This is a genomic window from Roseateles sp. GW821-FHT02E12, assembly GCF_059421665.1.
Map to the genome: position 1 here is coordinate 858473 of NZ_JBWKVK010000004.1, position 16627 is coordinate 875099.

Below are 16627 nucleotides of genomic sequence, written 5' to 3' on the forward strand. Positions count from 1 at the left end.
ACTTGTGGGCGGGGTACGGGCTGCAACGCCCTGCCACCTGTGCAGGGCGTTCTTCGGCGGCAGGCCTCAGCCGGCGTCGTACACCACTTCAGCCGCAGCGCCCAATTTGGCCAGCGCCTCATCGGCCGGCCAGAAGCGGCTGGCCTCGCCCAACTCCACCAGCCAGCGAGCGCCGACCCGATCGGCGTCGGGCTCCGCCTTGACGGCCACGCGCACCGGCAGGCCGACCTTGCGCATGCCGCCCTCCTCCGTGGGCATCTCACGCGGCGGGAAGCGCTGCACCAGCTCGTGCAGCAACCCAGCGGCACCGGCGTTGCCCAGCAGCAGGTGGCGGCCGAACTTGGCGCGCGCCGCGGCCAGGCCCCACACGGCCTGCACGTTCATGCGCAGGCCGCCGGAGAAGCGGTCGTTCTGCACCTTGCCCTGGGCAATGATCATTTCGTCCTCGGCCAACAGCTCCTTGTTGGCGTTCAGCAGCTCCTCGTTGGCCACGGCCTCGATGGCGTCGCTCTTGTCGTCGATCTTGAAGATGGCGACACGGCCGCGCTGGCCGTTGATGACGCGCAGGTCGCTGACGATGCCGGCCACCAGCGTCGGCTCGCGGCTGTCGACGAGATCGGCGATCTGGCGCTTGACGATGCGCCGCACCTCGGCGCCGCCGTGGTCGAACAGATGGCCCGACAGGTAGAAGCCGATGGCCGTCTTCTCCAGCGACAGGCGTTCCTTGATGCTCCACACCGCCGCGTCGACGAGGTCGGGCTCCACATGCGAGGCCGCGTGCGAGTCGCCGAAGTCGAACAACCCGCCCTGGTCGGCGTTGGCCTCCTGCGTCTCGGCGTGCGTGTAGCCGCGGCCGACGCTGGCGAGCAGCTTGGAGCGCTCGGGGTTGATGCTGTCGAAGGCACCGGCCTTGATGAGCGCCTCCACCGCGCGCTTGTTGACGGCCTTGCGGTCCACGCGCAGGCAGAAGTCGTAGAAGCTCAGGAACGGCCCGCCGGCCTCGCGCGCCGCGATGATGGCTTCGATGGCGCCGCGGCCCGTGCCCTTGACGGCGCCCAGGCCGTAGTTGACGAGGCGGTTGGTGATGGGCTCGAAGCGGTAGACGCCCTTGTTCACGCAGGGCGACTGGAACTCGATGCCGAAGATCTTCGCGTCGTTGAGCAACACCTTGAGCTTGTCGGTGTCGTCCATTTCGATGGTCATGTTCGCGGCGTAGAACTCGGCCGTGTAGTGCGTCTTCAGCCAGGCCGTGTGGTAAGACAGCAAGGCGTAGGCGGCGGCGTGCGACTTGTTGAAGCCGTAGCCCGCGAACTTCTCCATCAGGTCGAAGACCTCGTCGGCCTTCTTCTCGTCGATGTCCTTGACCGCGGCGCCCTTGCGGAAGATCTCGCGGTGCACGGCCATCTCCTCGGCCTTCTTCTTGCCCATCGCGCGGCGCAGCATGTCGGCGCCGCCGAGGCTGTAGCCACCCAGCACCTGGGCGGCCTGCATCACCTGCTCCTGGTAGACGAAGACGCCATAGGTCTCCTCCAGCACCTGGCCCAGCAGCGGGTGCGGGTACTCGATGACTTCCTTGCCGTGCTTGCGCGCCACGAACGACGGGATCAGGTCCATCGGGCCCGGGCGGTACAGCGACACCAGCGCGATCAGATCCTCGAAGCGCGAGGGCTTGGCGTCCTTCAACAGGCGCTGCATGCCGGGCGATTCAAACTGGAACACGCTCTCGGAGTAGCCCTTGCCGAAGAGGTCAAACACCTTCTTGTCGACCAGCGGCACATTGGCCCAGTCAAAGCCCTTGCGGTCCGGGTAGCGGGCGATGATGAAGTCCTTGGCCAGCTCCAGGATGGTCAGCGTGGCCAGGCCCAAGAAGTCGAACTTCACGAGGCCGATGGCCTCGACGTCGTCCTTGTCGAACTGGCTCACGGCCGAGGTCGAGCCGGGCTGCTGATACTGCGGGCAGAAGTCGGTGATCTTGCCCGGCGCGATCAGCACGCCGCCGGCGTGCATGCCGATGTTGCGCACCATGCCTTCCACGCGGGCAGCCAGCTTCAGCAGCTCAGCCACTTCCTCGTCACTCTGCTCGCGCTCCTCGAGCTCCGGCGCCTCGTGGCGGGCGTAGATGACCTTGGCCTTGTCGGGGTCGAAGTTGGGCGGCAGCTTGGCCAACGTCACCGTCTTGCCCGGCGGCGCCGGGATGAGCTTGGCGATGCTGTCGACATGGCCGTAGCCCATGCCCAGCACGCGGCCGATGTCGCGCAGCGCGGCCTTGGCCGCCATGGTGCCGAACGTCGCAATCTGGCTGACCGCTGGGCGGCCGTACTTGTCCTTGACGTAGTCGATGACGCGGTCGCGGTTGCCCTGGCAGAAGTCGATGTCGAAGTCGGGCATGGACACCCGCTCCGGGTTCAGGAAGCGCTCGAACAGCAGGTTGTACTTGAGCGGGTCCAGGTCCGTGATGAGCAGCGCGTAAGCGACCAGCGAGCCCGCACCCGAGCCCCGGCCCGGGCCGACCGGGCAGCCGTTGGCCTTGGCCCAGCGGATGAAGTCCGACACGATGAGGAAGTAGCCCGGGAAGCCCATCTTGATGATGGTGTTCAGCTCGAACTCCAGCCGCTCGACGTAGCGCGGCCGTTCCTTGTCGCGCTCCGCCTCATTCGGGAACAGGTGCGCCAGCCGCCCCACCAGCCCCTCGTGGCTCAGCTCGCGGAAGTACCGGTCCATCGGCATCGGCGTGCCGTCTTCCATCAGCGGCGTCGGGAAGTTGGGCAGCTGCGGCTTGCCCAGCACCAACGTCAGCGAGCAGCGACGTGCGATCTCGATGGTGTTCTGGATGGCGCTCGGCACGTCCCTGAACAGCTCGCGCATCTGCGCCTGCGTCTTGAAGTACTGGCTGGGCAGGAAGCGCTTGATGCGCTTGGGGTTGGCCAGCGTCTCGCCCTCGGCCACGCAGACGCGCGCCTCGTGGGCCTCGAAGTCGTCCTCGCCGAGGAACTGCACCGGGTGCGTCGCCACGACCGGCAGGCCCAGCTCGGCCGCCAGCGGCACGCTGGCCTGCACGAGCGCCTCCTGGCCGGGCAGGCCGGCGCGCTGCAGCTCGACGTAGAAGCGCCCCGGGAACACGTCGGACAGTCGTTGCGCCCATTCCTTGGCGCGCACGGTGTCGCCCTGCATCAACGCCTGGCCCAGACCGCCATGCTGGGCGCCCGACAGGCAGATCAAGCCTGCGCCCAGCTCCGTCAGCCATTCCCATTTCAGGCAGGCCTGGTTGCGCTGCACGTTGTCGATCCAGGCACGCGACAGCAGTTCGCTGAGGTTCAGATACCCCTGGCTGTTCTGCACCAGCAACAGCAGGCGCGTGGGCGGCTTGTCGGTGGCGTCGGTCTCCAGCCAGCAGTCGGCACCCAGGATGGGCTGCACACCCTTCTTGCGCATGGCCGAGTAGAACTTGATGCCCCCGAAGAGGTTGGCCAGGTCCGTGATCGCCGCCGCCACCTGCCCGTCCGCGGCCGCAGCGTCGGCGGCGTCATCGGTGCGGAGGGTGCCGTCCACGACCGAGAACTCGGTGTGCATGCGCAGGTGGACGAAGGGCAGGTCTTGAACAGCGGTCTCGGGCATCGCGGCATTGTAGGAAGCCGCTCCACCCGCCGCGGCGAGCGGGCGTGGCAACGCTTACATGAGCCGAGCGAGGTTGAAAAGTTTAAGTATTACTTTTAATCGATATCAACTCCTGAATCGGCGTAAGCGCGGGGGCTGCTTCTTTAAATAGTCATGTTTAATTCATTTGCCCGGGGCTGGCGCCGGTACCGGGCAACCCACGAGGCTCGCCCGTACGAGGCAGCCCGCCACACCCGGAGACAAAACCATGTTCATGACTTGCAAGCGCCTCGTGCGCTTTGCCGCCGCATGCGCGCTCAGCGCCCTGCTGGCTCCCGCCCAGGCGGCGCCCTGGACCCTAACCGGCTCGCTCGCCACCCACGACCCCAACATCTACAAGACCAGCTCGACCTGGTGGCTGTTCGAGACCACCGACAACGGCGGCATCGGCGTCAAGTACTCCAGCAACGGCACGGCCTGGACACAGGGCGGGCCCATCTTCAGCGGCGGCTTGGCCTGGTGGAAGACCTATCTGCCGAGTAACAAGACCGCCATGGTCTGGGCGCCCGGCTGCGGCGAGTACAGCGGCCTGGGCTACTGCTACTACGCCATCTCCAGCTTCGGCTCGCAGAAGTCGGCCATCGGCCTGACGACCTCGGCCGGCGGCATCGCCTCGGGCCAGTGGGTGGACCAGGGCGCCATCCTGACCTCCAAGGCTGGCGACGGCTACAACGCCATCGACCCCGCCTTCGTGCTCGCGGCCAATGGCGACCCCTACCTCGTCTTCGGCTCGTTCTGGAACGGCATCCACATCACCCGCGTCAGCAAGACCAACCTGAAGCCGCCCAGCGGCGGCATCACCAACATCGCCAAGGACACGGTCAACGGCATCGAGAACGGCTTTGTCGTCAAGAAGGCCATCGGCAGCACGACGTATTACTACCTGTTCGCGTCCAAGAACGCCTGCTGCCAGGGCGCCAACAGCACTTATCGCATCGTCGTTGGCCGCTCGACGTCGATCACCGGGCCGTATGCCGACAAAGCTGGCGTCGCCATGCTGTCCGGCGGCGGCACGGTGCTGGCGTCCAGCGGCACGCGCTTCAAGGGCCCGGGCGGGCAGTCGCTGCTGGCCGACGGCTCGGTGATCGCGTGGCACGCCTATGACGCCAACAACAACGGTGCGCCGGTGCTGTTCATCAACAACGTGACCTGGGGGTCGGACGGATGGCCACAAGCGGTCTGGTGATCGCACCGCCGGCGGCGCTGCTCCTGGGAGTCGCGCTGCTGGCCTGGGCCTGGTGGGGCCAGCCTGAGCCGCAAACCGTGCGGCTCAGCCCGCCTGTGGTGCCCGCTGCCACGTCAAGCGCAGCGCCGCCGCAACAACTTGGCACGGTCCAGACGGTCCCGCCACCGGCTGTGCTCGCGCCGGCGGTGCCTGCAGTCGATCTGGGCGCCCTGCTCGCGGCACCCGGCGCCAACCTGCGGGCCAGCGTGCATGCCGCGCTGGCTGCGCGTGCCCAGGGCGGGCGACTCTATGCCCGCGCGCTGGCAAGGCGCTGCGCGGCGTTGGCCGGCCTTCCCGCGCCGGAGCAGCCGCCCGACGCCAACGACGCCCACCACCAGCGTGCCGTCGCGTACCAAGCGGCCCTCGCGGCCGGCTGCACGCAGTTCGCCAATGCCGAATGGCTGGCCCTGGTCAACATCGCGGCGGACGAGGCCGTCGACGACCCGCTGCTGGCGCTGCTGCAATCCGACCGGGACGACGAAGCACTGCTGCAGACAGTGTTCGCGCGGCCGGATGCCCTGCTTCTCGACGAACTAGGCCCACGCCTGCTGCTGCGCCGCATCGCCGGTGAACCGGTGTTGTATTTCGATGGCCAGCGTTTCGACAGCGAGGCCGACCGCGCGCTGGCGCAGGCCGCGCTGCGGCTGCTGCCCTGCCAGTTCGGGCTGGCCTGTGACGAACGAGATCCCGAGGTGTGGCTGGCCTGCCTGCGCGGTGACGGCTGCGCTGCCTCGCGCGCTTTGCAAGAGCCCGCCGCGGCGCTGGCTTTGGCCCGACGGCTGGCGGCTGCCTTGCGCGGGCGCGAGCTGGGTCGCTTCCTGCTGCAGTCCTGAGTTTTGCGCGCCATGGCCGGCCCCTGGCCGACCGTGGCGCTCCGGCCTCAGCCGAAGGCGATGGACGCCAGCACCACCTGGTTGCCGCCGCGGCGCTGGGCCTCGTGAACGGCCGCCTCGCTGGCGGCCATCAGCTCGTCCTGGCGCGACGCCGTGTGCGGGAAGCTGGACACACCCATCGAGATCGACAGCCCGAGATCCTGGCCGTTGAGCACGACGATCTGCGCCGCGCACTGGCGGCGCAGCTGCTCCATGCGCGCATGCGCCGTCGCCAGGCCCACGCCCGACAGCAGCACGGCGAACCGCTGCGCACCGATGCGGCAGGCCGAGTCCATGGCGCGCGTGTTGGCGCGCAGCATGCGGCCGATGCCCTCCAGCAGGCGCTGCTGCGCGTCTTCGCCCAGGCCGGCAATGGCCGACGACGTGTCCAGTGCGATGACGACGAGCGCGAACTCCCGGTGCTCGCGCGACGACAGGTCGATCTCGCGCAGCAGTTGATCGTCGAACTGCGGGCGCATGTAGAGGCCCGAGACATCGTCGCGGCCCGAACCCAGTTGCAGCTCACGGCGAATCTGCTCAATGGCGCTCTGCTGCTGCTCAATCTGGGCCAACGCGCGCTGCAGATGCGCCTCGCGGTGACGCTCCTCGGTGCGCTCGTGCCAGACCGCGAGCAGGAAATCGGCGCCGAGGGCCAGGCGCGTGACGCTGAACTCGCGCCGGCGCCCGTTGATCTCCAGCTTGTGTTCGCTGACGACCGGGAACCGCTGAGCCATGACGGTCTGTTCGACGCGGCGCAATGCCGTCGTCTCGTCGGGCCTGAGCAACTCAGCGTCGGTATGACCGACGACGGCCTCGCGCTCGAACATCTGGGCCAAGCCGGCATTCGCGAACACGTAGCGGCCGGTGGCCACGGCCTTGATGGCCGCCTGGCTACCCAAAGGCTCGATCAGCGCCAGCAGCCCGGCCAGCGCTTCGCTGCCCAGCTCGGCATGTCCCGCCAGCCAATGCGCCAGGCTGCCGGGTTGCGGCTCCATCGCGGTCTGGTCGGCAGTCATGTCCATGAAATCGTTTTGATGCGATCGCGCGCTCGCGGCGGAAAGCCGCAATGCGCCAAGGGTGTCGAGGAATGTAGTGGGGCAAAAGCGGCACCAGCAAGGCCGGACCACCCCATGAATCGGGCCTCCCCCCCTAGAAGACCCTTTTGCTACTCGACGTGAATCCTAACGAGTTTCGGCGAACTCACCCACGACAATGCCGCCCCATTCACGGGAGGCATATGCAGGGATTCGATGCGGTGGTAGTAGGGGCAGGTGCCGCAGGGCTGTTCTGCGCGGCCCAGGCCGGCCAACGCGGGCTCAAAGTGCTGCTGATCGACCACTCGCCCAAGCTGGCCGAAAAAATTCGTATCTCGGGAGGTGGGCGGTGCAATTTCACGAATCGCGAAGCCGGGCCGGCCAATTTCCTGTCCGAGAACCCAGCCTTCTGCCGCTCGGCCCTGGCCCGCTACACGCCGCAGGACTTCATCAAGCTGGTGCAGAGCCACGGCATCGCCTTCCATGAAAAGCACAAAGGCCAGTTGTTCTGCGACGACTCGGCCGAGCAGATCATCCAGATGCTGTTGAAGGAGTGCGAAGCCGGTGGCGTGACGCGCTGGCAGCCCTGCACGGTGGCGGATGTGCGCCAAGCAAGTGATGGCGGCTTCGAACTGGACACGAGCCAGGGCCTGGTCCGGACGCAGCGCGTCGTCGTCGCGACCGGTGGCCTGCCGGTGCCCAAGATCGGTGCCAGCGACTGGGGCATGCGCCTGGCAAAGCGCTTTGGGCACGCCATCGTCGAACCCCGCCCGGCCCTGGTGCCGCTGACCTTCGACGCCGACATCTGGGCGCCTTTCGCCGCGCTGGCCGGGCTGTCGCTGCCGGTCGAGGTGTCTTGCGGCGCCGGCAAGGCGCGGGGCCGCTTCCTGGAAGACTTGCTGTTCACCCACCGCGGCCTGAGCGGCCCCGCCATCCTGCAGATCTCCAGCTACCGCACGGCCGGCGACCAGCCGCTGCAGATCAACCTGGCGCCCGAGCTGCAGTTGGACAAAGCGCTGCTCGAAGCCAAGACGACATCGCGCCGCCAGCTCGGCAATGAATTCGGCACGCACCTGCCGCAGCGCCTGGCTGCCGCATGGCTGGAGCGCGCCAAGCTCGATGCCACCCGAACACTGCCCGAATGCCGCGACGCCGACCTGCAGCGCCTGGGCCGCAGCGTGCACGACTGGCAACTGATGCCCAGCGGCGACGAGGGCTGGCGCAAGGCCGAGGTCATGCGCGGCGGCGTCTCTACCCGCGACCTGAGCTCGCAGACGCTGGAGAGCAAGCACGTGCCGGGCCTGTATTTCATCGGCGAAGTCGTCGACGTGACGGGTTGGCTGGGTGGCTACAACTTTCAATGGGCCTGGGCCAGCGCGGTGGCCTGCGCACAAGCCATGGCCGCCGCGCCAACACCTGCCTGAGCAAATCTTGGCAAGTCCTTGATTTCCCGGCTACAATCCTCGGCTTTGCTAGCAAACCCGCGCGTCGATTCGCTGCACTTCTCGAAGAAAGCCGATAGGTTTTTCAGAGAAGTACCCAGAGAAGCAGTAATCCGGAACCTGCTGCTGATCCCAGCCGCGAACACCGAGCGCAATCTGAAGGAAATAAATGACCACCATCCGCGTCAAGGAAAACGAGCCGTTCGACGTCGCACTGCGTCGCTTCAAGCGCACCATCGAAAAGCTGGGCCTGCTGACCGACCTCCGCGCCCGCGAGTTCTACGAGAAGCCCACCGCCGAGCGCAAGCGCAAGAAGGCTGCCGCCGTCAAGCGCCACTACAAGCGCGTGCGCAGCATGCAGCTGCCCAAGAAGCTGTACTGATCGTTTCAGACGCCACCCGGAGCTTGTTTCAAAGCAGCTCTGGTTGAACTCCAAGACCCGCCACAGGACGCTGTTGCGGGTTTTTGTCTTTTTGAACCGGATCTCCCCATGAGCCTGAAAGACCGCATCACCGAAGACATGAAGGCCGCGATGCGCGCCAAGGAAGCCGACCGTCTGCTGACCATCCGCGGCCTGCTGGCTGCCGTGAAGCAGAAGGAAGTGGACGAGCGCGTTGTCGTGGACGACGCATCCCTCGTCGCCATCGTCGACAAGCTGATCAAGCAGCGCAAGGACTCGATCAGCCAGTTCGCCGCCGCCGGCCGCGACGATCTCGTCGCCAAGGAAACGGCCGAACTGGCCGTGCTGCAGGCCTATCTGCCCGAGCGCATGAGTGCCGAGGCTGTGGCCGAGAAGGTCGCCGCGATCGTCGCGGAGCTGGGCGCCAGCGGCCCGGGCGACATGGGCAAGGTCATGGCCGCCGCCAAGGCCGCCCTCGGCGGCGTGGCCGAGATGAGCACGGTCTCAAGCGCGGTCAAAGCCGCGCTGGCCAAGTAAGGAACCGCGATGAGCCTGCCCCTGCAAGCGCTGACGCCCGATGTCTGCGTCGCCCCGCAACTGACGCCCGAAGCCATGGCCGAAGCCGCGGCGATGGGCTTCAAGAGCGTGGTCAACAACCGCCCGGACTTCGAGCACGGCCCCGACCAGCCGACCTCTGCGGCCATCGAGGCTGCTGCCCTGGCCGCCGGCCTGGAATACCGCCATCTGCCGGTGGCCGGTGGCTACCAGTCGCCCGAAGAGATCGCTGCCTTTGCGGACTTGCTGGCAGAGCTTCCGCGACCGCTGCTGGTGTTCTGCCGCTCGGGCGCGCGCTCGTCGCGGCTGTTTCTCCAGGCTCAGCAACTCGGCTGATCAGTGACCCAGGTAGGCGGCCTGCACGCGCGGGTCGCCGAGCAGCTCGCTGCCACTGCCCTGCAGCACGATGCGACCGTTCTCGATCACATAGGCACGCTGGGCCAGCCTGAGCGCCTGCTTCACGTTCTGCTCGACCAGGAAGATGGTCAGGCCGTCGGCATTGATGGCCTTGAGCGTGCGGAAAATGTCCTGCACGATGATGGGCGCCAGGCCCATGGACGGTTCGTCCAGCAGCAGCAGCCGTGGCTTGGCCATCAGCGCTCGGCCGATGGCCAGCATCTGCTGCTCCCCACCCGACAGGCTGCCGGCCATCTGCGTGGCTCGCTCGGCCAGGCGCGGGAACAGGCTGTAGACATGGTCGATATCGCGCGCCCGCGCGGCCGAGCCATCGCGCCTCGTGTACGCGCCCAGTTCCAGGTTCTCGCGCACGCTCAGCGTCGTCAAAGTCGCCCTGCCCTCGGCCACCTGCACGAGGCCGCTGGCCACGATGCGGTGCGGCGCCACGGCGGAAATATCCTTGCCGTCGAACAGCACCTGGCCCGTCGCCTTCTTCACGAGGCCAGACAGCGCCATCAGCGTTGTCGACTTGCCGGCACCGTTGGCGCCGACCAGCGTCGTGATCTGACCTGCAGCCAGGTCGAGGTCGATGCCGCGCACAGCCTCGACATGGCCGTAGTTGACGGCCAGCCCGCGCACGCTCAACAGAGATTCGCCGCCGCTCATGCCGCCACCTCGTCGTCGTCCCGCCCCAGATAGGCCTCGATGACCTGCGGGTCGTTGCGGACCTGATCCGGCCCGCCCTGGGCAATGATGCGGCCGAAGTTCAGCACGGCGATGTGCTCGCACAGGCCCATGACGAAGCGCATGTCGTGTTCGATCATGAAGATGGTGTAGCCGCGTGCCTGGATGTTGCGGATCTCGTCCATCAGCTCGGTCTTCTCGGCGCCGTTCATGCCGGCGACCGGCTCGTCCAGCAGCAGCAGCTTGGGCTCGGTAGCCAGCGCACGCGCCAACTCCAACTTGCGTTGCTCGCCATAACTGAGGTTGTCGGCGATGTCGTCAGCCTTGTGGTCCAGCTTCATCCACGACAGCAGTTCGCGCGCCCGCTCGCGAGCCGTCCGCTCGGCGGTGCGAAAGCCCGGGCTGCGCAGCAGCAGGCCAACCGGGCCATAGGCCAGGCGGCCATGCATGCCGACGATGACGTTCTCCAGCAGCGTCATCTCCTTGAACACGCGGATGTTCTGGAAGGTGCGAGCAATGCCGCCCGCCGTGATCTGGTGCGGCTTGCGGCCGACGAGGCTCACGCCATTGAAAAGAATGTCGCCCGAGGTCGGCGGCAGCAGGCCCGTGATGAGGTTGACGACCGTGGTCTTGCCCGCGCCGTTGGGCCCGATCAAGCCGAAGATGCCACCGGCCGGCACGTCGAAGCTGACGTCCTGCAGCACCTTGAGGCCGCCGAAATGACGCGAGACGGATTGCAGTTTCAGCATCGTCAACCCCGCCTGCCCAGCAGCGCCCGCACCCGCGCCGGATCCCACAGCCCACGCGGCAGGAAGAGCACGATGACGACGAGGATGAGGCCGTTGACCACGTTGCGGAAGTCGGCCAGGCTGCGCAGCAGCTCGGGCAGCAGCGTCAGGATCAGCGCGCCGGAGATCGGCCCCATCAGGCCGTTGATGCCGCCCAGGATGGTCATCGTCAGGATCTCGACGCCGCGGTCGAAGCCGTATTCGTTGGGGCCGATGAAGAAGGTCAGATGGGCGTTGAGCGCGCCGGCCAGGCCGGCCAGCATGGCGCCGAGCACGAAGGCCAGCATCTTGTGGGCGTTGACGTCGATGCCCATCAGGCCGGCGGCCGTTTCGTCGAGCTTGATGGCCTCGAAGGCGCGGCCCACCTTGGAGCGGCGCAGCAGCGCCAGCACCCCGCAGGCCAGCGCCAGTGCCAGTGCCACATGCCACCACTCGGTCAGCGGCGGGATGCCGTTCAGCCCCAGTGCACCACCGGTCCAGCCCTCGGTGTTCAACACGAAGATGCGCACGACCTCGCCGAACGCCAGCGTCGCCATCGCGAGGTAGACGCCCGACAGGCGCAGCGTCGGCTTGCCGATCACGAAGGCGACGACAGCGGGCGCGGCCATGCCGCCCGCCAGGGCCACCGGGAACGGCGCGCCGGCATTCATCGTCAGCAGCGCGGCCGAATAAGCACCGATGCCCATGAAGGCCGCGTTGGCCATGGCCAGCATGCCGCAGGACAGGGTCAGGTAGATGGACAGCGCCAGCAGCGAGTTGGTGCCCAGCGTGAGCACCAGGTTGCTGTAGACGGCCCAGAAGTTGTCGAAGGTCTCCATCGCTCAGACCTTGCGCTCGTTGACGGTGCCGAACAGGCCCTTGGGCCGCAGCAGCAGCACGGCGAACAGCAGGCCGAAGCCGACCGCGTCACGCATCGTCGAGCCGATGTAAGCCACCGACAGCACCTCGGCGAAGCCGAGGAACAGCCCCGCCAGCATCGCGCCGCGGATATCGCCCATGCCACCCAGGATGATGACGGCGATGCCCTTGTGCAGGATGGGCTGGCCCATCAGCGGGAAGAGCGCGTTGGAGTACAGGCCGATCAGCACGCCGGCCACGCCGCCCAGGCCGGCCGCGAAGAAGCTGGTCAGCATGAAGAGGCCACCCACATTGATGCCCAGCAGCGCCGCCGCCTTGGGCGACTCGGCGATGGCGCGCAGCGCCCGGCCGAGCTGGGTGCCGCGCAGCACCAGCAACAGCACCGCCATCAAGCCGAAGGACAGCGCAATGATGCCCAGCTCCAGCACGGTCACGTGCAGCCCGGCGATGGTCAGCGTCTGCTGCGGCAGCACCTCGGCCGGAAAGCGCAGGTTCTCGGCGCCGAAGAGGCCCTGGGCCAGGCTGTTCAACGCGATGGCCAGGCCGATGGTGGCGATCATCGGGATCAGGTGCGGCGCGTTGCGCGCCCGCAGCGGCCGCAGCACCAGCAGGTCGATGACCAGGCCCAGCAGGCCCGATGCAGCAAAGGCCACGGCCAGCGCGCCGGCCAGCGGCACGTTCAGCTTGGTGACTGCCTGCAGCGCCGCGTAGGCGCCGACCATGAAGACGGCGCCATGCGACAGGTTGACGACGCCCAGCACGCCAAAGACCAGCGTGAAGCCGAGGGCGAACAGCGCATAGACGCTGCCGAGCGAAAGGGCATTGAAGAGCTGCTGTTCGAGCACGTCGGGAACCAGGAGGAAAAGACGAGGCCCGCGGTAGTGCGCCGCGGGCCGATGCGACGGAACGCCGGCTTATTTCTCGATGGCGTAGCGGCCGTTGTTGGTCACGCTGACGATGGCCGTCTGGCTGGCGTCATAGCCGGCCGGGTTGCCGGCCTTGTCGGCCGCGCGGCGGAACGCGAAGCCACCCGTGGCGCCGGTCCACTTTACGTCGGGCAGCGCGTTGCGCAGCGCGGCGCGGTCCTTGGCGAGGTCGCCGCTGACCTTGACCTTCTTCAGCGCCTGGGCCGTGATGTACATCGCGTCATAGGCCTGGGCGGCGAACTGGTCGGGCGCCGACTTGTGCTTCTGCGTGTAGGCCACGATGAAGGCGCCGTTTTCCTTGGTCTGGTTCTCGATGGACCAGGGGCTGCCGATCCACAGGCCGTCAGACGCGCCCTTGGCCAGCTCAAACACCTTGACCGAGTTCATGCCGTTGCCGCCGATGACGGGCACGTTCAGGCCAAGCTGGCGGGCCTGCACCATGATGGGCGCACCCTCGGCGATCAGCGCCGACAGCACGAGTGCATCCGGTGCGCCGGCCTTGATCTTGGTCAACTGGGCCTTGAAGTCGACGTCGCCCTTGGCGAAAGTCTCGGTCGTCGTGACGGCGATCTTCTGAGCGTCCAGCGCCTTCTTGAAGTTGTCGTAGCCGCTCTTGGTGAACACGTCGTCGTTGCCGTACAGCACGGCGACCTTCTTGATGCCGAGCTTCTTGACGGCTGCCGACAGCGTGACCGGCAGCACGTCGGCCTCGGTGACCGAATTGCGGAAGACATGGTCGCCGATGGACGTGATGCCGTCCGCCGTGTTGGAGGTGCCGAAGACAACAATCTTGGCGGCCTGGGCGATCGGGTCGGCGGCCTGGGCGGAGTTGGACAGCGTGGGGCCGAACAGCATCAGCACCTTGTCCTGGAAGATCAGCTTCTTGAAGGCGTTGATCGCCTCTTCCTTCTTGCCCTGCTCGTCCTCGATGACCAGCACCAGCTTGTTGCCATTGACGCCGCCAGCGGCATTGATCTCGTCGGCCGCGAGCTGGAAGCCGGCACGGATGCTCTGCCCGTACTGGGCGGCACCGCCCGACAGCGCCTCGGCCACGCCGATCTTGATGTCGGCCGCCTGGGCCAGGCCGGCGAGCGCGGTCAGCGCGGCCAAGGCTGCGATGGCAAGCGGCTTGAGGGTGCGAATGGTCATCTCCGGATGCTCCTGTTGTTGTGAGGCGAGGTCAGTTTTCGATGATAGGTCGGGCGCGCTCAGTTGCCGGCGAGCTTCATGCCCGTCAGCAGCACCGAGCCGATGGTCTTGGTGCCCATCGAATACTCATCCGAGCCAATGCCGACGATGTTCTGCAGCATGTCCTTGAGGTTGCCGGCAATGGTCACTTCATGAACCGGGTAGGCGATCTCGCCGTTCTCGATCCAGTAGCCGCTCGCGCCGCGCGAGTAGTCGCCGGTCACGTAGTTGACGCCCTGCCCCATCAGCTCGGTGACGAGCAGGCCGCGCCCCAGGCGCCGGATCATCGTCGGCAGGTCATCGCCGGGCGCCGTGGCGCGGCTGGTCATGCGCAGGTTGTGCGAGCCGCCGGCATGGCCGGTCGTCCTCATGCCGAGCTTGCGCGCCGAGTAGCTGGACAGGAAATAGCCCTGCAGCACGCCGCCCTCCACGACCGAGCGCGCACGCGTGACGACGCCCTCGTCGTCGAAGGGCGAACTGCCCTTGCCCTTCTTCACGTGCGGGTCTTCCGAAATGTCGATATGGGCCGCCGTGACGGGCTTGCCCAGGCTGTCGAGCAGGAAGGTGGTGCGGCGGTACAGCGCGCCGCCGCTGGTGGCCTGCACCAGCGCGCCCAGCAGGCCGATGGCCACCGTGCTCTCGAACAGCACCGGCACCTCGGCGGTGGCCACCTTGCGCGCCTTCAGGCGCGACAGCGCGCGCTCGGCGGCGTAGCGGCCAACGGCCTCGGCCGAGGCCAGGTCAGCCGCGTCGCGCATGGAGCTGTACCAGGCGTCGCGCTGCATGTCATTGCCGCGGCCGGCGATGGGGGCAACCGACAACGAGTGGCGCGAACTGGCATAGCCGCCGCGAAAGCCTCGCGTGTTGCCCATCCAGAAATGCGACTGCTGGGCCGACACCGCCGCGCCCTCGCTGTTGGTGATGCGTTTGTCCACCGTCAGCGCCGCGGCCTCGCAGCGCAGCGCGATGTCGGCGGCCTGGGCGGCGTCGATGGCCCAGGGGTGGAAAAGGTCCAGCTCGGGCCGGGCCGCCGCATCCAGGGCCAGGTCGGCCGCGTCGGGCAGGCCGGCGAACTCGTCTTCAGCCGTGAAGCGGGCAATGTCATAGGCCGCGCGCACGGTGTCGCGAATGGCCTGGGGCGAGAAGTCCGAGGTGCTGGCGTTGCCGCGGCGCTGGCCCAGGTAAACCGAGATGCCCAGCGACTTGTCGCGGTTGCGCTCCACGTTCTCCAGTTTGCCCAACCGCGCCGACACCGACAACCCGCAACCTTCGGACACTTCGGCACCGGCGTCGGTCGCGCCGATCTTTTTCGCTTCACCGAGGGCGTCCTCGATCCACTGCTGGAACTGCGCGGGGCTGTAGGCGAAACCGTCTTGGGCTTGGGACATGAATGGCACTGAATCGGGGTGGGCGACAATCATAGGACTCGCCCGAACACGTCCACAGATGCAAGACAACACCCCCGAACACGACGCCGAGGACGATTTCGACGGTCCCAGCAAGTCCCAGCTCAAGCGCGACTCGACCGCCCTACAGAAGCTGGGTGACGATTTGCTCGCCCTGCCCGAATCGCGCTGGGAGCCGCTGGCCCTGCCCGAGATCCTGTACGACGCCCTCAAGGCAGCCAAGAAGATCACCAACTTCGAAGGCAAACGCCGGCAGATGCAGTACATCGGCAAGCTGATGCGCAAGATCGATCCCGAGCCCATCCGTGAGGCGGTGGCTGCTTTCAAGCTCGGCCATGCGCAGGACAGCCTCAAGCTGCACCAGTCCGAGCGCTGGCGCGAGCGCCTGCTGGCCAGTGACGATGCGCTGCAGGAGTTCCTGGCCGAGCACGCCGACGTCGACATCCAGCAACTGCGCAGCCTCGTGCGCGCGGCGCGCAAGGACGCGGCGAACGAGCCCGAGAAGCGCAGCGGCCGCGCCTTCCGCGAGCTGTTCCAGTTCATCAAGGCCTCGGAAACCGCTGCCGAAGATGAGTGACCCGGTTCCTGAACTGGTACGGATAGGCATCGTCTCCATCAGCGACCGGGCATCGACCGGCGTTTACGAAGACAAGGGCCTGCCGGCGCTACAAAGTTGGCTGACGAGCGCGCTGCACAACCCCATCGAGTTCGTGCCGCGCCTGATCCCCGACGAGCAGGCCGGCATCTCGGCCGCGCTGATCGAACTGGTTGACACAGAACACTGCGACCTGGTGCTGACGACCGGCGGCACCGGCCCCGCGCCGCGCGACGTGACGCCCGAAGCCACGCTGGCCGTGGCCGACCGCGTGATGCCGGGCTTTGGCGAGCAGATGCGCCAGATCTCGCTGCACTTCGTGCCCACGGCCATCTTGTCGCGCCAGGTGGCCGTCATTCGTGGCAAAGCCCTGATCATCAATCTGCCGGGCCAGCCCAAGGCGATTGCCGAGACCCTGGCCGGCCACGAGAAAGCCAGCGGCATCTTCGCCGCCGTGCCGTACTGCATCGACCTGATCGGCGGCCCTTATCTCGAGACACGGGATGAGGTGTGCAAGGCCTTCCGGCCCAAATCTGCCATCCGCAAGTAGGTGAAGTTAGCGGCCTAGCCGCACGCTGTGACAAAGTCATTTCCCTTACTTTGG

Annotated in this window: 16 protein-coding genes; 8 read left to right on the forward strand and 8 right to left on the reverse strand. The window is 67.1% G+C overall.

The window, feature by feature from the left end:
• Positions 1–66: 66 nt before the first annotated feature.
• Positions 67–3615, reverse strand: coding sequence for a DNA polymerase III subunit alpha (dnaE, locus tag AC07V5_RS26740; RefSeq protein WP_495118662.1), 3549 nt, complete (start codon positions 3613–3615; stop codon positions 67–69).
• A 247-nt stretch (positions 3616–3862) separates the two neighbouring features.
• On the opposite strand from dnaE, the gene AC07V5_RS26745 reads away from it, so the two are divergent.
• Complete coding sequence (locus AC07V5_RS26745; RefSeq protein WP_495118663.1) at positions 3863–4840, forward strand: glycoside hydrolase family 43 protein; 978 nt, start codon at positions 3863–3865, stop codon at positions 4838–4840.
• Complete coding sequence (locus AC07V5_RS26750) at positions 4837–5712, forward strand: hypothetical protein (protein WP_495118664.1); 876 nt, start codon at positions 4837–4839, stop codon at positions 5710–5712. Before AC07V5_RS26745 ends, AC07V5_RS26750 begins: the two co-directional genes overlap by 4 nt.
• 47 nt (positions 5713–5759) lie before the next feature.
• On the opposite strand, the gene AC07V5_RS26755 is transcribed toward AC07V5_RS26750, so the two are convergent.
• Positions 5760–6773, reverse strand: coding sequence for a GGDEF domain-containing protein (locus tag AC07V5_RS26755; protein WP_495118665.1), 1014 nt, complete (start codon positions 6771–6773; stop codon positions 5760–5762).
• A gap of 215 nt (positions 6774–6988) precedes the next feature.
• Here AC07V5_RS26755 and AC07V5_RS26760 point away from each other — a divergent pair, with 215 nt between their 5' ends.
• The 4 genes from AC07V5_RS26760 (at position 6989) to AC07V5_RS26775 (ending at position 9518) form a co-directional block, all read left to right on the forward strand.
• The gene (locus AC07V5_RS26760) at positions 6989–8209 is read left to right on the forward strand and encodes a BaiN/RdsA family NAD(P)/FAD-dependent oxidoreductase (protein ID WP_495118666.1); all 1221 of its coding nucleotides are present in this window, start codon (positions 6989–6991) and stop codon (positions 8207–8209) included.
• Between the two features lie 187 nt (positions 8210–8396).
• Complete coding sequence (gene rpsU / locus AC07V5_RS26765; RefSeq protein ID WP_007833691.1) at positions 8397–8609, forward strand: 30S ribosomal protein S21; 213 nt, start codon at positions 8397–8399, stop codon at positions 8607–8609.
• A 108-nt stretch (positions 8610–8717) separates the two neighbouring features.
• Entirely contained in the window at positions 8718–9164 is a 447-nt protein-coding gene (locus AC07V5_RS26770; RefSeq protein ID WP_495118667.1) for a GatB/YqeY domain-containing protein, read from the forward strand.
• Positions 9165–9173: 9 nt separating this feature from the next.
• Positions 9174–9518: a protein tyrosine phosphatase family protein gene (locus tag AC07V5_RS26775; RefSeq protein ID WP_495118668.1), complete on the forward strand. Its 345-nt coding sequence runs from the start codon at positions 9174–9176 to the stop codon at positions 9516–9518.
• On the opposite strand, the gene AC07V5_RS26780 is transcribed toward AC07V5_RS26775, so the two are convergent.
• The 6 genes from AC07V5_RS26780 to pmbA all read right to left on the reverse strand — a co-directional run bounded on the left by AC07V5_RS26780 (position 9519) and on the right by pmbA (position 15410).
• Positions 9519–10244, reverse strand: coding sequence for an ABC transporter ATP-binding protein (locus AC07V5_RS26780; RefSeq protein WP_495118669.1), 726 nt, complete (start codon positions 10242–10244; stop codon positions 9519–9521).
• Entirely contained in the window at positions 10241–11011 is a 771-nt protein-coding gene (locus AC07V5_RS26785; RefSeq protein WP_495118670.1) for an ABC transporter ATP-binding protein, read from the reverse strand. The genes AC07V5_RS26780 and AC07V5_RS26785 overlap by 4 nt, the downstream gene beginning before the upstream one ends.
• 2 nt (positions 11012–11013) lie before the next feature.
• On the reverse strand, positions 11014–11868 hold the full coding sequence (locus AC07V5_RS26790; protein WP_495118671.1) for a branched-chain amino acid ABC transporter permease: 855 nt from the start codon (positions 11866–11868) through the stop codon (positions 11014–11016).
• 3 nt (positions 11869–11871) lie between these two features.
• Positions 11872–12753, reverse strand: a complete 882-nt coding sequence (locus AC07V5_RS26795; protein ID WP_495118672.1) for a branched-chain amino acid ABC transporter permease — start codon at positions 12751–12753, stop codon at positions 11872–11874.
• A gap of 69 nt (positions 12754–12822) precedes the next feature.
• A complete protein-coding gene (locus AC07V5_RS26800) occupies positions 12823–13983 on the reverse strand; it encodes an ABC transporter substrate-binding protein (protein ID WP_495118673.1) in 1161 nt (386 codons plus the stop codon).
• 59 nt (positions 13984–14042) lie between these two features.
• Positions 14043–15410, reverse strand: coding sequence for a metalloprotease PmbA (pmbA, locus tag AC07V5_RS26805; protein WP_495118674.1), 1368 nt, complete (start codon positions 15408–15410; stop codon positions 14043–14045).
• A 58-nt stretch (positions 15411–15468) separates the two neighbouring features.
• Between pmbA and yjgA the strand changes: the two genes are divergently transcribed.
• Both yjgA and mog read left to right on the forward strand, forming a co-directional pair.
• Positions 15469–16005, forward strand: coding sequence for a ribosome biogenesis factor YjgA (yjgA, locus tag AC07V5_RS26810; RefSeq protein ID WP_495118675.1), 537 nt, complete (start codon positions 15469–15471; stop codon positions 16003–16005).
• Positions 15998–16573, forward strand: coding sequence for a molybdopterin adenylyltransferase (mog, locus tag AC07V5_RS26815; protein ID WP_495118676.1), 576 nt, complete (start codon positions 15998–16000; stop codon positions 16571–16573). Before yjgA ends, mog begins: the two co-directional genes overlap by 8 nt.
• Positions 16574–16627 lie beyond the last annotated feature (54 nt).